The organism is Helicobacter jaachi (assembly GCF_000763135.2).
Classification (GTDB): Bacteria; Campylobacterota; Campylobacteria; order Campylobacterales; family Helicobacteraceae; genus Helicobacter_C; species Helicobacter_C jaachi.
In genome coordinates this window covers 205461-222655 of sequence record NZ_JRPR02000001.1, presented here as the reverse complement: position 1 = coordinate 222655, position 17195 = coordinate 205461, and the positions used below count along the sequence as shown (strand labels likewise).

The 17195-nt window shown below is 41.9% G+C and carries 12 protein-coding genes, 1 tRNA gene and 1 pseudogene; 3 read left to right on the top strand and 11 right to left on the bottom strand.

Annotated features, from left to right (window positions below):
- Positions 1-118: 118 nt before the first annotated feature.
- Positions 119-1259: pseudogene (locus LS71_RS09775) on the bottom strand (methyl-accepting chemotaxis protein); the annotation flags it as partial.
- Between the two features lie 264 nt (positions 1260-1523).
- On the opposite strand from LS71_RS09775, the gene fur reads away from it, so the two are divergent.
- Together fur and LS71_RS01095 are read left to right on the top strand one after the other, a co-directional pair.
- Entirely contained in the window at positions 1524-1979 is a 456-nt protein-coding gene (gene fur / locus LS71_RS01100; protein WP_034353222.1) for a ferric iron uptake transcriptional regulator, read from the top strand.
- A 336-nt stretch (positions 1980-2315) separates the two neighbouring features.
- A tRNA-Lys gene (locus tag LS71_RS01095) sits at positions 2316-2391 on the top strand.
- A 57-nt stretch (positions 2392-2448) separates the two neighbouring features.
- On the opposite strand, the gene hemW is transcribed toward LS71_RS01095, so the two are convergent.
- On the bottom strand, positions 2449-3537 hold the full coding sequence (gene hemW / locus LS71_RS01090) for a radical SAM family heme chaperone HemW (protein WP_034353141.1): 1089 nt from the start codon (positions 3535-3537) through the stop codon (positions 2449-2451).
- A gap of 76 nt (positions 3538-3613) precedes the next feature.
- Between hemW and LS71_RS01085 the strand changes: the two genes are divergently transcribed.
- On the top strand, positions 3614-4090 hold the full coding sequence (locus tag LS71_RS01085; protein ID WP_034353139.1) for an RNA pyrophosphohydrolase: 477 nt from the start codon (positions 3614-3616) through the stop codon (positions 4088-4090).
- A gap of 140 nt (positions 4091-4230) precedes the next feature.
- Here the strand turns inward: LS71_RS01085 and LS71_RS01080 are convergent, their stop codons facing one another.
- The 9 genes from LS71_RS01080 to alaS all read right to left on the bottom strand — a co-directional run bounded on the left by LS71_RS01080 (position 4231) and on the right by alaS (position 17133).
- Positions 4231-7296 (bottom strand): efflux RND transporter permease subunit, encoded by a 3066-nt coding sequence (locus tag LS71_RS01080; RefSeq protein ID WP_034353138.1) that lies wholly within the window; start codon positions 7294-7296, stop codon positions 4231-4233.
- On the bottom strand, positions 7296-8372 hold the full coding sequence (locus LS71_RS01075; protein WP_034353134.1) for an efflux RND transporter periplasmic adaptor subunit: 1077 nt from the start codon (positions 8370-8372) through the stop codon (positions 7296-7298). The genes LS71_RS01080 and LS71_RS01075 overlap by 1 nt, the downstream gene beginning before the upstream one ends.
- Positions 8369-9679, bottom strand: coding sequence for a TolC family protein (locus LS71_RS01070; protein WP_034353133.1), 1311 nt, complete (start codon positions 9677-9679; stop codon positions 8369-8371). The genes LS71_RS01075 and LS71_RS01070 overlap by 4 nt, the downstream gene beginning before the upstream one ends.
- A 98-nt stretch (positions 9680-9777) precedes the next feature.
- The gene (locus LS71_RS01065) at positions 9778-10764 is read right to left on the bottom strand and encodes a hypothetical protein (protein WP_034353130.1); all 987 of its coding nucleotides are present in this window, start codon (positions 10762-10764) and stop codon (positions 9778-9780) included.
- Positions 10761-11891 (bottom strand): dihydropteroate synthase, encoded by a 1131-nt coding sequence (gene folP, locus LS71_RS01060; protein ID WP_034353128.1) that lies wholly within the window; start codon positions 11889-11891, stop codon positions 10761-10763. Before folP ends, LS71_RS01065 begins: the two co-directional genes overlap by 4 nt.
- On the bottom strand, positions 11888-12508 hold the full coding sequence (locus LS71_RS01055) for a DNA polymerase III subunit delta' (RefSeq protein ID WP_034353125.1): 621 nt from the start codon (positions 12506-12508) through the stop codon (positions 11888-11890). Before LS71_RS01055 ends, folP begins: the two co-directional genes overlap by 4 nt.
- A 7-nt stretch (positions 12509-12515) precedes the next feature.
- The gene (locus tag LS71_RS01050; RefSeq protein WP_034353122.1) at positions 12516-13079 is read right to left on the bottom strand and encodes a HobA family DNA replication regulator; all 564 of its coding nucleotides are present in this window, start codon (positions 13077-13079) and stop codon (positions 12516-12518) included.
- A 7-nt stretch (positions 13080-13086) separates the two neighbouring features.
- The gene (locus LS71_RS01045) at positions 13087-14292 is read right to left on the bottom strand and encodes an aspartate kinase (RefSeq protein WP_034353119.1); all 1206 of its coding nucleotides are present in this window, start codon (positions 14290-14292) and stop codon (positions 13087-13089) included.
- 81 nt (positions 14293-14373) lie between these two features.
- On the bottom strand, positions 14374-17133 hold the full coding sequence (alaS, locus tag LS71_RS01040) for an alanine--tRNA ligase (protein WP_081946230.1): 2760 nt from the start codon (positions 17131-17133) through the stop codon (positions 14374-14376).
- Between the last annotated feature and the right edge of the window lie 62 nt (positions 17134-17195).

Below are 17195 nucleotides of genomic sequence, written 5' to 3'. Positions count from 1 at the left end.
TCATTATACATTTCCACAATGCACTTCATAACGCCATCAGAATTTTGCTCCATAGCCAAAATCTTACTATTAATAAAGCTCTTAGGGCAAGCCTGCTGCTCATTAGCAAAAGTTTGCGCAAGCGTGATAGCCTCTGTATGCACGCCCGCATGATAAGCGTCCAAAGCCTTATAGCCTTGTGTATTAGCAAATATTTTCTTACCATCGCCTTCAAAATACCATTTGCCCAAGCGGCAGTTGTGATGGTCGACGCAATTAAAGCTATCTTGCAAGCCAAAGATATAAGAATAAAGATTATTTTTATACACCACATGGTCAAGCTTTGCAAGCACACAGAAGATTCTATTGCTCAAATTAAAGGTGCTAAATTTAGTTACAAGACTGCCAAGTTTGAGATTATTAATAATGCTATGCAGCTTTGAAACGCCATCGCGCACATTGCTTGTAGCTTCGTTTGTCTCCTCTGTGCTAGTTTGAATATCATTTGCCTCTTGCTGCATAGATTTAACCACCACCGCAATTTCTTTGGTGGCTTTTTGCGTTTTTTCTGCTAGTTTGCGCACCTCATCTGCCACCACAGCAAAGCCTCGCCCATGCTCGCCTGCGCGCGCTGCTTCAATAGCAGCATTTAAGGCAAGGAGATTTGTCTGCTCTGCGATATCATCAATGAGTGAAATAACGCTTGTAATCTCATTGCTGCGCTGGGTGAGCGAGGTTACTAAATCTGATGCCACTTGCATTTTTTCATACAGCACTTCAATTTGCTCTAGCGCGTTTGCGCTCATTCCTAGCCCGCTTTCAGCCGAATGAGCAGCCTCAATAGAGTGCTGGGCTACGCTATTAGATTCTGTAAGCACATCTTGCAAGGACGCTTGCGTCTCTGTAACGCCTGTCTTTAGGCTCTTAGTATAAACTTCAAATAAATTTACGCCATCTGCGTCGTTTGTTAGGTGATTAAGCGGCACAATGGAGTAATACACCACATCATCTACGCGCGTATTTTTGACGCTAAATTCGTGGCGATGACTACTAATGCTATTTACATGCTCGCCTAATTGGGGAATGAGCGTGCTAAGACTATCTAATTTTTGGGCAACATCATTTTTATAGACCACTTCGCCGCCCTTAATGCCTACAATCGCCTCCACTTGAGAGAATCCAACAAGGAGCTTATAAGTCTCAAGCTCCTTTGAAAGATGAGCTATCTGCGCATCTTTCTCCATCATCTGCCGCTGCAATGCCTTATTGGAACCAAACATACATGCTCCTTTGAAATTGGTTTATAAGTGGCATTATGCCATTTTTTCGCATAAATTAAACGCCTCTTGTATGGATATTTGTGTAAATATCGCTCAAGGAGCGTAGTTTTGTTAAAAATTTGCACATTTTTTATAGCAAAAATTATTTTTTATTATGGTAGGCTTTCTCATTTACATTTTTTTGGATTTTTATTGCTATAATATGAGTAAAAATGAGAATCCAAAATCTCACATTTTACCACATTACAGGAGGACACTATGAATATGAATTCCAATCACCGCGTGGAGACACTAGATTCTATCCTTGAGCGACTAAGAAGCTCTATCAAAAAAAATGGGTTGAAAAATTCTAAGCAGCGAGAGGAAATCATTGCTGTGCTGTATAAAAGTGGCACGCACCTAAGCCCAGAAGAGATTACAAACATTATCAAAATGACGGATAAAAATGCTAGCATTTCATCTGTTTATAGAATCTTAAGCTTTCTTGAAAAGGAGCATTTCATCACCGCATTAGAGGCGGATAAGAGCGGCAGACGCTATGAAATTGCGGCAAAAGAACATCATGACCATATTATTTGCCTCACTTGCGGAGATATTGTGGAATTTGTCGATGATGATATTGAGCGCTTGCAGCTTGATATTGCCCAGCAATTTGGTGCAAAGCTCATAAGCCACGATATGCGGCTATTTGTGAAGTGCTCTAAGTGTCAGGGCTTGTAGATTCTATCATGTCCGCACTTCTTGCGCTTACGCGCTGTGCGGTCTTGTCTGCGGGCAAATGAATTGCCCTTCGCCGCCTAAAGGATAAAGTTATAGCTTGCTTTGCAATCTATCAACTTGTTTTTTGGGGTTAGATTCTATATATCTCCACGCTGTTGGGCTAAAGGCTCCGCGTGGTCAAGCCTTGCGGGCAGGGGTTAGATTCTATAATGCCGCGCTATTGCGAGTAGCCTGCACACTTTAATAAAAAACTAAAATTTTTTTATGTATAATCGCGCCTTTTGCGCTCACATAAGCTTGATATACTTCGCGCTTAATGTGTTCTTGCGCACAAATGGACGCGTAGCTCAGTTGGTAGAGCAACTGACTCTTAATCAGTGGGTCCAGAGTTCGAGCCTCTGCGCGTCCACCACTTCTTTAGTTTTCATCTTACAAGCCACTTTATAGAATCTAGCCTTTTTCTTATTTATTAAAGCCTCCTAAGCAGCCAAGTGGTAATCTCATCGCTCAAAAATAACTCATTTGCCACCAAGAATGTGCCATTTTCACGCTCCTCAATGCGACATTTGCGCCCATCAATGAGGCTTTGTATCACACTTCTTTCATCTAGCGTAAAAAGCGACATATCCACACCTTGAATACATCTAAGCCCTAGCATAATGGATTCTGTGCGCAAATCACTTTGCTTTAATGCCTCCTGCACCCTCTGCAAGGGATAAGCGATATAGCGGCTTAAGTGCGCGTAAGCTTGAGAGCGTATCTGCCCTACCCTCCCCACCGCAGAAGCCCCACAGCCCAAATACTCACACCCCTGCCAATAGCCCAAATTATGCTTGCAGGGGGTATTATTCTTAGTATAATTTGAAACTTCATATTGACTAAAGCCCGCATCTTGTAGCACATCACGCGCATAAAAGCTTAAAAATTCACTCTCACTTGCATCAATACTTGTCATTTTTTGCGTAGCAAAGCGCGAGCCTTTATCAATGCTTAGCGCATACACAGAGATGTGATTAATGGGCAAAGTCCGCGCGCGTGCAATATCAGATTCTATAAGCTGCATAGAATCTAGGGGCGTGTCAATAATCAAATCACAGCTCAAATTCTTAAAGCCTGCATTATACGCATTTTCCATACTTTTGGCAATTTCTTGCGCGCTATGCTCACGCTCTAAAAAAGCAAGCTTATGCTTATTAAAGCTTTGAATGCCTACACTCAAGCGATTTGCGCCAAAGCCTATCATATCCTTACACCACTGCAAGCTTAGATGATTGATGTTTGCCTCAAGGCTTATTTCACAATCCCCACTCACGCGCGCATACGAATGAATAGTGGCAAAAATGCGCTCATAAAATCTAGCAGGCATAAGACTAGGCGTGCCGCCGCCAAAAAATATAGAATCTAGAGTGCTATCCTTGTGCGTAGTGAGGCTATGGGCTATGTCTTGGCATAGGGCATTCACATAAGAGGGCATATACGCCTCCTGCCCTACAAAAGAGCTAAACGCGCAATACCCGCACTTGCTGGTGCAAAAGGGTATGTGAATATACAGCAGCATAACACTCCTTTTTGTTGTATATTATACTTTATAATGCGCAGCCGAAGTGAAATTAATCTTTATAAAAGGTAACATAATGAATGATACTCCCAAAAAATATCGCCCAAATGTCGCAGCCGTAATCCTATCAAGTGTGTATCCGCGCGAATGCCGATTTTTCATCGCGCATCGCTTAGACATTAAAGGCGCGTGGCAATTTCCACAAGGGGGTATTGACGCGGGGGAAAGCCCAAAAGATGCGCTACTGCGCGAGCTAAAAGAGGAGATTGGCACAAACGAAATACAAATTATTAGCGAATGTCCGGAGTGGATTCAGTATGATTTCCCCAAAGGCGTTACAAAGAAAATGTATGCGGGCTTTGCCGGGCAGGTGCAAAAATATTTTCTTGTGCGGCTTAAAAATGATAAGGCGGTAAATATCCAAACACCAGAGCCTGAATTTGATAAATATGAGTTTGTGGATACTAAAGAGCTTTTTGAGCGCGTAACACACTTCAAAAAAGAGGTGTATAAGCGCGTTTTAGGGCATTTCCGCAAGGAGGGGTATATATAGTTTATCATGCCGCGCTATTGAGCTAAAGCTCCGCGTGGTCTTACAATTTCACGGCGCTTACGCGCTGTGCGGTCAAGCCTTGCGGGCAAATGAATTGCCCTGCGCGCCCTTAAAGTATAAAGTTAGATTCTATATTTTTGCTACACGCCAAATTTGCGCACCACAATCCTAAAAAGCGGCGGCAATATCAGCAATGTAAGCATAGATGATGTTATAAGCCCGCCTAGCACGACTATAGCAAGAGGTTTTTGCACTTCACTGCCCACACCTGTGGAGAGTAGCATCGGGATAAGCCCAAGCCCCGCGATAAATGCAGTCATAAGCACTGGGCGCAAGCGCCTTTTTGCGCCAATAACAATCGTATCATCAAGGCTGTAGCCCTCTTTAAGTAATTGTAAGAAATATCCCACCATTACCACGCCATTAAGCACAGCAATACCAAAAAGAGCAATAAAGCCAACAGAAGCAGGCACAGATATGTATTCACCTGATAAGAAAAGCGAAATAAGCCCTCCTGTTACGGCAAAAGGGATATTTAGCAAAATGAGCAAAGATAGCGGAATAGATTTAAAAGTAAAAAATAAAATAAAAAAGATAGCCAAAATACTTAGCGGAATAACTGTGCCAAGCCGCTTATTTGCCCTTTGCTGATTCTCAAACTGCCCGCCATAAGTGATAGAATAGCCATCTGGCAGCTGGACTTGCTCGGCAATTTTTTGCTTTGCCTCCTGTACAAACCCGCCCAAATCACGATTAATCACATTGCTGCGCACGACACTATAGCGCTTTGACTGCTCCCTTTGAATCTGCACAGGTCCATCAACCTCCTCAATCTCAGCAATGGAGCTAATAGGCACAGGATTGCCATCAAGAGAACTCATCTGCAAGCTTTTAAGTTTAGTAATATCTGAAGCAATGCTCGCATCTTGCCGAATAATAACAGGAATGCGCGCAAAGCCCTGTGGAATGTAAGTAACGATAATCCCCTCAAGGCTAGAGCGCATAAATTTGCTAAATTCATCGCTTGAAATGCCTGTGTTTGCCATAATAGAATGCTCTGGCGTTACATAGAGATAATTTACGCCTTTATTGAGCGTGGTAAAGACTTCCGCCGACCCCTCTATGCCTTTTAGAATCTCAACAATTTGCGAGCTAAGATTATTTAGCTCATCAATCTCAAGTCCAAAGATTTTAATCGCCAAATCCCCTCGCACGCCCGTTAGCATTTCAGAAATCCTCATATCAATAGGCTGCACAAGGGCGATATTCATTCCCTTAAAGTCCGCCACAACCGCGCGGATTTTATCTTCAACCTCCTCCATACTCTTTGCTTCCCACTCTTCTTTGGGCTTAAAAGAAACAAATGCATCGCTTTGATTAGGACCAGATGGGTCAAGCCCCACTTCATCTGTGCCTGTGCGCGTAACCACGCTTTTAATCTCACTCACGCGGGAGAGCAGCTCTTTTTGCATAAGCAACATAATATCTCTATTTTGCTCAAGCGAAATAGATGGGCTAGATTCTATATTTAATACAATATCGCCCTCCTGCAGTGTAGGCATAAACGCGCTACCAATGAATGGGAATAACGAGAAGCTAAAAATAAGAAAAGCAAGCGCACCGAGCAAAAGTAGCTTTGTTTTGGTAATGGCAAAATGCAGCATAGGTTCATACATTTTATTAAAAAAGCGCATGATTTTTGTTTCATGATGTTGCGTGGCTTTAAGCACAAAGGAGCTAATCACAGGAATAAGCGTCATTGAGAGAATGAGCGAGCCAAGCAGGGCAAATACAATAGTTTGCGCAAGGGGGACAAAGAATTTTCCCTCCAAGCCCTCAAGCGTAAGAATGGGGACAAAAAATATGATAATAATAACAATCCCGCTAAATACAGATACAGAAATTTCCTTGCAAGCACGATAAATCGTGTGCAGTTTGGGCGAATTTTTAGCTAAGCTTAGCTTTTCAAAGGCATTTTCAACCGTAACCACTGCAGAATCCACTAAGATTCCAACCGCAATGGCTAATCCCCCTAAGCTCATAAGATTTGCCGAAATCCCATAATGGCGCATCATCACAAAAGCCACAGCAATGGCTAGCGGCAAAATAACGCTCACAGCCACAGCCGCGCGCACATCGCCTAAGAATAAAAAGAGTAAAATAACTATTAATACTACCGCTTCAGCAAGGGTTTTAATAACATTATTCACCGCTTTTTGCGTAAGCTGCGAGCGGTCATAAAATACACGCAATTCAAGACTTGGTGGCAGCGAGGATTTAAGCTCCTCCATTTTTGCCTTAATCTCTGTAATGGCGTCACGCGAATTTGCACCCTTTAGAGATAGCACTAAACCTTGTGTCGTTTCACCCTTGCCATCAATGGTTACAAGCCCAAGCCGCGTCATATGGCTCTCCACTACACTACAAAAATCCCCTATACGCACAAAGCCAAATTTAGTGATAATAGGGATACTGCGAATCTCTTGAATACTCATAGAGCCTGTTTGCACTTTTACAAGGAAGCTTTCGCCATCGCGTGATACACGACCTGCGCCGTCATTTTTAAGATTAGCATCAAGCACATCTTGTAATTGACTAATACTAATGCCAAGCCGCGCCATATCATCAAAATCAGGCACAACAGCTATAGCCTTAGCATACCCGCCCAAGCGATTGACATCAGCCACACCTTTAATATTGCGCAGTGCGGGGCGAATGGTAAAATCTAGAATCTGGCGTTTTTGCACTTCAGAAATAGAGCCATCAAGGCTTTCAAGTGTGAACATAAACATATCGCTAAGTGGCGTAACAATAGGCGCTAGCCCCCCGCTTATGCCCGTAGGCAAATCGCCCATAGCAAGAGAGAGCTTTTCATTCACCATATTACGCGCAAGATAAATATCTGTGCCATCATTAAAATCAATAGTAATATCAGCAATGCCATATTTTGAAAGGCTACGGAGGCTTTTTTGATTGGGTAAGCCAAGCAACTCTAGCTCCAAAGGGCGCACGACACGATTTTCTACTTCTTCTGGCGCCATACCGGGAGCTTTTAATATAATTTTTACTTGTGTGGAGGATACATCAGGGAAAGCATCAATAGGGATAGTAAAAAATGAATACACCCCAAAAGCAAAGAGCATAATTGCGCTAAGCACGACAATCATTCGCTGGCGGAGTGAAAATTCAATAATCTTAGCTAGCATTATTCGCTCCCAAGTCCATCTATCATACCCTTAAGAATAATAATATTACCTGTGGCGATATTCATTTTATTATTTAAACCTTTTGGATTCACCACAAAACTATTATCTCGCTCCTCGACTTTATCGATTTTCACAGGCTGGAAGCCGCGTGGGCTTTGGACGAAAATAAGGTAGTCATTATCATTTTTTACCACCGCTGATGAGGGGATAAGAATAGTGCCTTGCGGGAGCAAGCCATCGATATATACTTCTACCATTTCACCTACTTTTAAATTTGTGTCGCGGATTTTTGCTGTGGCGGAAATGGTATTTGAAGTCCTATCAATCACCACCGATATGGTTTCAATCTCGCCAATTCTATTGCCTTTTTCATCAAAAATAGGCGCGCCCTTTTGGATACTGCGCGAAAGCTGGATAGGAATTTTAATACGCCCAAGCAATGTATTGCCATCTGTGTTTTTTGAGATTCTCACATAAGGCGTAAATGCGCCGATTTTCTCCCCACTTTGCTTTGGCGCTACAGATAAAATACCTGATGCTTTTGCCACAACAGGAAAGCCATATCTGCCTTGCGGTCCGTGATTAATAAAATGCGGGTCAATGCCTAATAAATCAAGCTTTGATTTAATCTCATTAAGCTTTAATCTTAGCTCATTCATCGCTAGATAGCTTAACTGATAATCCCTTTTAGAAATAACGCCTGCTTGATAGAGCGATTTATCCTTGCGCTCATTTTCTGAGGCGATTTTAAGCCGCTCTTGCGTGTTTGTAAGCTCAAAAAAGAGTGCGCTTAATTCATTGGAGCTAATATCGCAGATTAAATCACCCTTTTCAACGCTCTCCCCCGCGCGTTTGTAAATATTTACCACGATGGTTTCAAAGCTTGAACTTTGCGTGACTGAAGTTTTATCATCAAAATCAATAAGCGTATTAAATGGCACGCCTTTAGTATTAAAAGCTTGATTGAGTGGAATGACCTTAATGCCATTTTTTGCCATTTCTTCTTGGGAAATAATAATCTCATCAAAGCTAAAAGCAAGGCAAACAAAAGCAAGTAAGCATAGATATTTTTTCACGATTCTTCCTTTCTTGGATTGGTGGAGGGGGTGAGGTTAAGCACAGAGCTTAGCGTCTCTTCAAGTTTAGCAAGGATTTGAATATAATTGCGCTTTGCCTGCGTGGTGGCAATCATAGCATTTAAATGCTCATTTTTTACGCTAAGATATTCAAACGCGCTTGTTTTCCCCGCATCATAGCCAATGCGTGCTATTTCACTAAGTTTGGCACGATTATCCTCATTATCCACAGCTAGAGAAATAATCTCTTCTTGCGTGAGCAGCTGCTGGAGGTAAGATTGCGCGCTCACTAGTAGAGAATCTTTTAATATTTCACTTTCACGAATAGAGCCACTCTGTAGAGCCAAAAACATTGCTTTTTGATTGCCATATTTAGTGGTGAGCGGGATAGGGACTTTTACTCTAAACATCACGCCATCGCTACTTTCAGCCTTGCTAATGCCCCCACCAATCTCAAAGCTATCAAAGCGGCTCTGTGAAGCCACACTCGCACTATATTGATAATCTTTAATATCAAGCGCAATAATATCCAAATAAAGGCTTTGGCTTAAGGTCTGCTCAATATTTGCCTTATCAAGGACAAGAAAATCAAAAATAAGCCCTTCAATAATTAAATCACTATCTTCAGCTGTAACGCCAAGTATGACTTTAAGCGCATTTAGTGCATCAAGCATATCTTTATGAGAGGTTTTAAGCCCAATTTCTGTGGTAAGAAAATCGCTTTTGAAAAAGAGAAATTGCGATTTGCTAATGCGCCCTACTTCATATTGAATCTGCGAAAATTTGAGCTGATTTTTGGCATTTTCATAGCGACTTATATAAATTTGATATTGCTCTTTTAAGATAAGATAGTCTAAATACAGCCTTTTAGCGGCAATGAGTGCAAGTCTTTTGGTGAGTTCATAAGATTTTTCTTGCCTTAAAATCTTATTTTGATAACTTTGCGCAAGCGTGTAAGTAACCCAGGGCAAACGCGGAGCTAGCATAAGCACAATATTGCTCTCCATCTGCGTGCCTCCACCGGGAGCTTTTATATTATTAGATTCAGCTTCGACATATGAGCTATTCCACGCGCGCATAGATTTGCCCTCATAGAGCAGGCTTTGCGCCATTGCGCGAGATTTAGCAAGATTAATGGAGTTTCGCTCCACACGCTCGCTAAATTCATCAACATTCATAGTTTGCTTATTTTTAAATGTATGCAAATGAAATTCTGTCTCTAATTTCTTAAAATCCACAAATTCAGAAAATTCAGAATCTCCACACATCACACTTACACACAGCGCGATAACGCGTAGATATTTCATTAGTAATAATCCTTAAATCTTTGGTTTGCAAGCTTTCATTATAGGATATTTTTCTATGTTTTTGATAACCTTTAAAAATATTTTACATTCTTTTATATCTAATGCTTTGTATTTTTTGTAAAATCGCGCAGTAAAGTATTAAAGCGATTTACATAAATGGGATTTTTTGCATTTAAATATTCGCTTATCATAAGAATCTGCTTTTGGTTACAGCTTGTTATAATTTTCACACACACATCGCTAAACTCCTGCTCATCGCTTCCATACATTGATTCATCAAGCATTTGCGTGTATTGGCTAAATATTTTTTGGTCTCGCTCATCACGCTTTTTATCCTCAATAAGCTTTTCTTTCATCTCTTCTAGCTCTTCTGTGGGCAGATTTTTGAGATAATTTTTAGAATGCATACCTGTGAGGGCTAGCACTTCGCTCACAAGTTTAAGCTTTTCAGGCGTGTTGTTAAGATATTCTTTATAGGTATCATTAAAAATATCTTTGGGCATAAAATGTTTCACAATATCAAGCTTAAAGTGCGCCATATTCAGAATCTGCTCGCGCTTTGTTTCATCGCTTAGCTCTTGGATAGTGTCTTTAAGCCTGTGCGTATTATCGCGGATTTTTTCATAATGATTCATCATCACTTTATATTCCTCAATGGGCAACTCTTGAAGCTTTAGGGAAATTTTATCAAGTAAAATTTCTTGAAACTCACGATAAGCAATGCGCAGGATTCTCTGCAATTTATGCGTGGAGATATTTTTCACACTTAGAGTAAGAATATCTGCTATATCGCTGTAGCTAAAGTCATCAAATCCCTCTTTAATAATATCAATAAGCAAAAGCGTATCGGTGATATTGTCTCGTATTTTTTGCTTAAACTGACCAATATCAGCCTCATCAAGCGTGCTTGTAATCGCAAAACTATCCTCGCTCATATAGTGCAAAAAATTAAGCGTGTCTGTGCGTGTATCTTTCTCATAGAGCTGTATAATGCCTTCTCTATCGAGTTTTGCTAGCTCCTCATTAGTATGCCCATGACGGAGCAAAAATGCCTTAATAGGCTTTAAATCGCTTCTTTCAGTCATTGCATTGCCTCAAATATCTTAAGCATATCCATATGCGCCTCCTCATCATGCACGCGCAAAATACTCGCCCCATTTTGCAGGGCAAAAAGATGCAAAATAAGCGTGCCATAAAGCCTATCCTGCACTGGTTTGCCTGTGATATTACCAATGGTATTTTTGCGGCTAGCTCCTACAAGTAGGGGTAGATTAAAATGCGTGAAATGCTCTAAATGCTTAATTAAAGCAAGATTTTGCGCATCATCTTTAGCAAAGCCAAATCCAATATCAAGGATAATATCCTCTATCCCCACTTCGCGCAAAAGTGCAATTTTATGCTCAAAAAAGCTATCTATATCGCCAAATAGATGCGTATAAGTGTGCGTAAGCTGCTGCATGTCCTTTGGCGTGCCTTTGGTGTGCATTAAAATCACTTGAGCCTTGTGGGTTTTTGCCACATTTGGCATATCATCATGAGCTAATCCACTCACATCATTTATAATCCTAAATCCTTTATCTAGCGCATAATCAGCTGTTTTTGGATTATAAGTATCGATGCTAAAGGTAGCATTTTTATAAAGATTATGCGCATAAATATGCTCAATAATAGGCTCTAAGCGCGCTATTTCGTGGCTAGATTCTATCAATTCACTGCCTGGGCGCGAGCTTGCCGCACCAATATCAATAATGCCTATGCCTTTTTGCAAAAGCGTGTAGATTCTATCAATAGCACTTTGCGCGCTCTGGCGGCTTTGCTCATAAAAACTATCGGGTGTAGCATTAATAATTGCCATAATGCTAGGCGGATAAGTGCGCGCATGTATAGAATCTGCAAGCTTTTTGGCGATAGTTTTTAGCCCAAAAGGCTGTATAGAAAGCTTGGTGATTATGCGTTCAAGCACTGCTTGAGTGGCAAAAAGAAGCGCAATATGCTCGCCCTTATGCGCGATGCAGCCGCGAGGTGTGGCGCACTCCCCGCCCGCACTCAAAGCCTCTTGCTTTAAAATATTCATCGCCTCAAAGCTTAAATCTCTAATCTCAAAAGCATATATTTGCGCTTTTTTGCTCATAATTTTTACACCCATAGAATCTGCGCCAATGTCAATAATGCGCTGCTTAATGGCGTTATGATTAATCCTAAAAATAGTCATTTCGCGCCCTTTTGCTTTTGGTAGATTCTAAGCAGTAGCGGTAAAAAGATATAGTTTTCCTTTTCAGTAGCGTCATTTTGATTAAGGGCTATGGCTTTGTCAAAAAGTGCTAACTCCCTTTGAGTGAGCCTAATGCCCGCATCAAAAAGAGCAAAGAGCAAGGATTGAATGCGCACTTTTATTTCCTCCTTGCTGTGTGGCGCGCTGTCATTATGCTTGCAAAATGTATAAATATCCTCCAAACTTAGCTTTTTTACATCAAGCGCAAATGCCTCTATGGGCTTTGATACTTTATGCGAAATAAGCCGCATACGAGAGCGTATAGTGGGAAGTAGGGCATTTTTATTCTTAGCAATAATAATAAACTGCACATTTTGCGGCGGCTCCTCAATAATTTTTAAAAGTGCATTTTGCGCCGCGCTATTATATTTATTTGCGCTCAATATAATGAGCGTCTCTTGCTCGTATGTGAGGTAGCTTTGGGCTATAACTTCTTTGGCATTATCAATCTTAAATTCCTCGACTTCAAAGATGTGATAGAATCTAGTATCTCTATCTAGCGTAAGCTCGCTTATAAGCTCTTTGGCAAAGGGTGTAATATGGATAATGCCAATCATACATCACTCATATTTCAAGCGAGATTTTATTAAGCATAGAAGCGATAATAGCGCGCTCAAAGACTTTAAAAAGGCTTATTAGCTTGTAATCTAACTTCTCATCAGTAGAGCTTAGGAAATTTTCAGCAGAATGTATATTCTCATCAAATATCCAATACCAGCCCTCACCTTGATACCTCGCAAAATCCGCGCGCGCATTTTTCTTGCCAATATACCAAAAGCGATAATTTGGACACATCATATTGAGCATATCGCCGATGAGTTGAAAGCCCTGCATACCGCCCTCTTTGGTATTAGAATCTATCATATCATTTAGGTGTTTAATTTGCACAATGGGAAAAAATGGACGCCCTTTGTGCGGCTGATTAATATGCGCGGTAACATAATCTCCAAACCACTCCCGCGCGCTATCTGTAAGCACAATCACGCTCCCACCTTGCAAAATATGCCCTATAATGCGCGCCATATGAGGCAGGAGCAAAAATCGCTTCTCCTCAATCCACCCGCTCATCACGCCGCGCTTTTCATCTTCGCGTATGGTGTTTAAAAGCCAATCGCTAATATTCTCCATAAGATGCTCACTGCTCAAGATGATACACGCTATGGAGCTTTCTCACAGCCGTTTGGGCAAACTCTGCTTTAATAATCATAGAAATTTTAATTTCGCTCGTGCTTATCATCATAATATTAATATTATCCTCCGCTAATGCCCTAAAAGCGGTGCTTGCCACGCCAGAGTGCGACTTCATACCCACACCCACTATAGAGACTTTAGCAATATCATCATCATATTCAATACTTCCCAAATCATCTCTAAATTTTTCCAGCACTTGCTGCGTTAGGGCTACTTCTGTTTTAGGAATAGTAAAATCAATATCCGTCTTGCCATCGCGCCCAATAGTTTGCACAATCATATCCACATTAATATTGCTCTCCGCCAAAAGTCCAAAAATATCCGCCGCGATGCCCGGTCTATCCTGCACATCAGCCATGCTTACACGCGCTTGATTTTTATCCAGTGCCACACCGCTTACGATTGGTTTTTCCATTATATCCTCCTCTTTGGTAATAAGCGTGCCTGCTTCTTGACTAAATGAGCTTGCAGAAATAAGCTTGACATTGAGCTTTTTAGCTAACTCAACAGAGCGATTAAGCAAGACTTTCGCGCCCATAGAAGCTAGCTCTAACATTTCATCATAGCTAATTTTTTCTAATTTTCTAGCCTCTTTTACAATGCGCGGGTCGGTAGTATAAATGCCATCAACATCGCTATATATCTCACACACTGCCGCATTAAGCGCACCTGCCAAAGCCACAGCAGATAAATCACTCCCACCGCGCCCAAGTGTAGTAACCTCGCCATTTTGCGATATACCCTGAAAGCCTGCCACCACCACGACATAGTCATTATTAAGCAATTGAAAAATCTTAGTGGTATCAATGTAGGCTATGCGTGCTTTGGTGTGAAACTCATCAGTAATAATGCCAGCCCCGCGCCCGCTAAGAGAAATCGCCTTAACGCCCATAGATTCTAAAGCAATAGCAAGTAGTGCCGCTGTAATGCGCTCACCCGAGCTTAGCAGCATATCGACTTCGCGTGTATTTGGCAATGGAGTGAAATATTGAGCAAAACTAAGCAGCCTATCGGTATCCCCGCTCATCGCAGAGACTACAACCACAAGGCTATGCCCCTTTGCCTTAGCCTGCAAAACTTTTTTGGCGACATTGTGGATTCTATCACAATCCCCCATACTCGTGCCGCCATACTTTTGAACAACTAGCATACTAACACCCTCGCGCGTAATTTAAAAGGGCGATATGATAAGCTATTCTTGCTTAAAATACTATTCCTTAGATTCTATAATCTACACTTTTAAATATTGCATGGCATAAGTTTTTGCCTTGTTTATGGCGGGTTGCAGGGCGGTTTTTATAAAGTTAGATTCTATGTGATTTATAGAATCTTTAGATGTTTTAGAATCTGCTTTAGATTCTATAGAATCTAGTTTGTTAGAATCTTTAAAATCTACGCTAGATTCTATGTTGATTTTTCCGCCGGCGGTAGCAAAGTCATCGCGTCCGCCGCCATTCCCGCCTAGCATTTGTGCCACTTCTTTTACCCATAATCCTGCTTTAAGATTTAAAACGCCCTTTACACCGGCTGTGATGGCTACTTTTCCGCTATTTTCATCGCAGGTAAGCAGTAAAATTGCCACGCTTTCATTCTCATTTTTCGCCTTATCGACTAGCTCTTTTGCCCCTTTTGCGTCGCTAGATTCTAAAAACGCAACGATTAGCTTTGTGCTGCCTATCATTTCAAAGTCCAAATTTGCCGCGCTAACGCCACTCACAGCGCGACTTTTAAGCTCTTTTATCTCGCTTTTTAGCTTCGCTACCGCCGCGTTTATATCCTGCGTTTTTAGCTCGGTTTTTAGCGATTTTATAGAATCTAGTGCCGCCTTTCCGTGCAGATACGCCGCCGTGCCGCAGACTGCCTCAATGCGCCGCACACCGCTACTTACGCCACTTTCTTTCACAATGTAAAAACTGCCGATTTCCGCAGTATTTGCCACATGAATGCCCCCGCAAAGCTCCACGCTCTGCCCAAAGCTAATCACGCGCACGCTCTGCCCGTATTTCTCGCCAAAAAGTGCCATCGCGCCCTTTCTCTTAGCACTCTCAATGTCCATAATCTCGCAGATTTGCGCGCTAGAATCCGCAATTAGTTTATTGACAAGATTTTGTATTTGCTCGATTTCTTCGTTACTTAGTGCCGCTGCGTGCGAGAAGTCAAAGCGCAAACGATTAGATTCCACAAGGCTGCCTGCTTGGGCGATGTGAGTGCCTAAAACTTGCCTTAGCGCGTAGTGCAGTAAATGTGTGGCGGAGTGGTGCTTGGCGATTTCGTGACGATTAGAATCTACTTTTGCAATCACGCTTTGTCCGGCGGTTAGATTCTGTAAGGCGTGAATTTGCGAAAGATTTAGTCCAAAGTATTTTTTTGTGTCTGTGATATTTGCCAAAATATTAGATGCTTCGCTTCGCTCAGCATGACGACTACACAAGATTCCCTTATCTCCTATGGGTCCTCCGCTTTCTGGGTAAAATGGCGTTTGATTCAAAAAAACATATCCTTCCTCGCCCTTTTTTATAGAATCCACACGCTTAAAATTAGAATCTAAAATCGCTAAAATCTGCGAATTAGATTCCATATTTTTATAGCCTATAAATGTATTTTCGCCAAACTCCGCTAGTAGCTCCTTAAAATCGCCATTAAGCTTGCTATCACCGCTGCCTTTCCAGCTTGCCTTGCTACGCTCTTTTTGCTCCTGCATACAGGCTTCAAACGCCGCAATATCCACATTTAACGCATATTCGCGTAGCATATCTTGTGTCAAATCCAAAGGGAATCCATAGGTATCATACAACTTGAATGCAGTTTCGCCACTAAACACGCTAAGCTCAGCTTTTCGCATAGAATCTAGCTCTGTTTTAAAAAGCTGCATTCCAGATTCTATCGTCTCAAAAAACCGCTCCTCCTCAGCCTTGCACTGCTTTTGTATAGAATCTTTTTTCTCATTTAAGTATGTATAATGCGACCCCATAGAATCACACACCGCGCCCACCACTTCGTAAAGAAACGCCTTGCGTAAGCCCAAAAGATAGCCATGCCGCAGCGCGCGACGCAAGATTCTACGCAGGACATAGCCACGCCCCTCTTTGTCGAAATTTACGCCTTGTGCTAGCAAAAATGCGACCGAGCGCGAATGGTCAGCAATCACACGAAAAGACGCCACGATATTAGAATCTTGCCTATCCTTTTCATCATCGCCATAATATTTTAGCCCCGTAAGATTCTCAATGCAGCGCATCAAAGGCGCAAAAAGCGAAGTATCAAAGTTATTTATTTTGCCCTCGAGCAGTGCTACGACGCGCTCTAAGCCCATTCCAGTGTCAATACTAGGCTTTGGCAGTGGCTTTCGCACGCCATTTTGCTGCTCATATTGCATAAAAACTAGATTCCATATTTCTAAAAATCTATCGCCCTCACCGCCGAAATAATCCTCACTCGTGTGAAAAAACTGCTCCCCTTGGTCGACATAAATCTCACTGCAAGGACCACAGGGACCGCTGTCGCCCATCTGCCAAAAGTTATCTTTATCGCCCATTTTTTTAATGCGAGAGGGCGCGATATGCTCGCTCCACAGGGCAAACGCCTCATCATCGCTCTCATGGATTGTCACATACAAAACGCTTTTATCAAAGCCCAAAACCTGCGTGACAAACTCCCAAGCGTAAGCAATCGCCTCGCGTTTAAAGTAATCGCCAAAGCTAAAATTGCCAAGCATCTCAAAAAGCGTGTGATGGCGCGCGGTGTAGCCGACATTCTCAAGGTCATTGTGCTTGCCACCTGCGCGGATACAAAGCTGCGAACTAGTCGCGCGCGGCGGACTAGGAATGGGGATTTTGCCTGTGAAAATATCCTTAAACTGCACCATTCCAGCATTTGTAAAAAGCAGGCTAGCATCATCAGGCACAAGCGGCATCGAGCCATAGACCTTATGCCCCTTTTTAGCGAAAAAATCAAGGTATGCAGCACGAACATCAAGTATTTTCTTACTCATATTTTTCCTTTAAATCTTGCGTTGAAAATCTAAAATTATACAAAAAAATAGACTATAATTGT

Bases quoted from the DNA above. Each gene is read 5' to 3' on its own strand.
- fur (WP_034353222.1), top strand. From the start codon at position 1,524: ATGAATTCCAATCACCGCGTGGAGACACTAGATTCTATCCTTGAGCGA.
- hemW (WP_034353141.1), bottom strand. From the start codon at position 3,537: ATGCTGCTGTATATTCACATACCCTTTTGCACCAGCAAGTGCGGGTAT.
- LS71_RS01085 (WP_034353139.1), top strand. From the start codon at position 3,614: ATGAATGATACTCCCAAAAAATATCGCCCAAATGTCGCAGCCGTAATC.
- LS71_RS01080 (WP_034353138.1), bottom strand. From the start codon at position 7,296: ATGCTAGCTAAGATTATTGAATTTTCACTCCGCCAGCGAATGATTGTC.
- LS71_RS01070 (WP_034353133.1), bottom strand. From the start codon at position 9,679: ATGAAATATCTACGCGTTATCGCGCTGTGTGTAAGTGTGATGTGTGGA.
- LS71_RS01065 (WP_034353130.1), bottom strand. From the start codon at position 10,764: ATGACTGAAAGAAGCGATTTAAAGCCTATTAAGGCATTTTTGCTCCGT.
- folP (WP_034353128.1), bottom strand. From the start codon at position 11,891: ATGACTATTTTTAGGATTAATCATAACGCCATTAAGCAGCGCATTATT.
- LS71_RS01055 (WP_034353125.1), bottom strand. From the start codon at position 12,508: ATGATTGGCATTATCCATATTACACCCTTTGCCAAAGAGCTTATAAGC.
- LS71_RS01050 (WP_034353122.1), bottom strand. From the start codon at position 13,079: ATGGAGAATATTAGCGATTGGCTTTTAAACACCATACGCGAAGATGAA.
- LS71_RS01045 (WP_034353119.1), bottom strand. From the start codon at position 14,292: ATGCTAGTTGTTCAAAAGTATGGCGGCACGAGTATGGGGGATTGTGAT.
- alaS (WP_081946230.1), bottom strand. From the start codon at position 17,133: ATGAGTAAGAAAATACTTGATGTTCGTGCTGCATACCTTGATTTTTTC.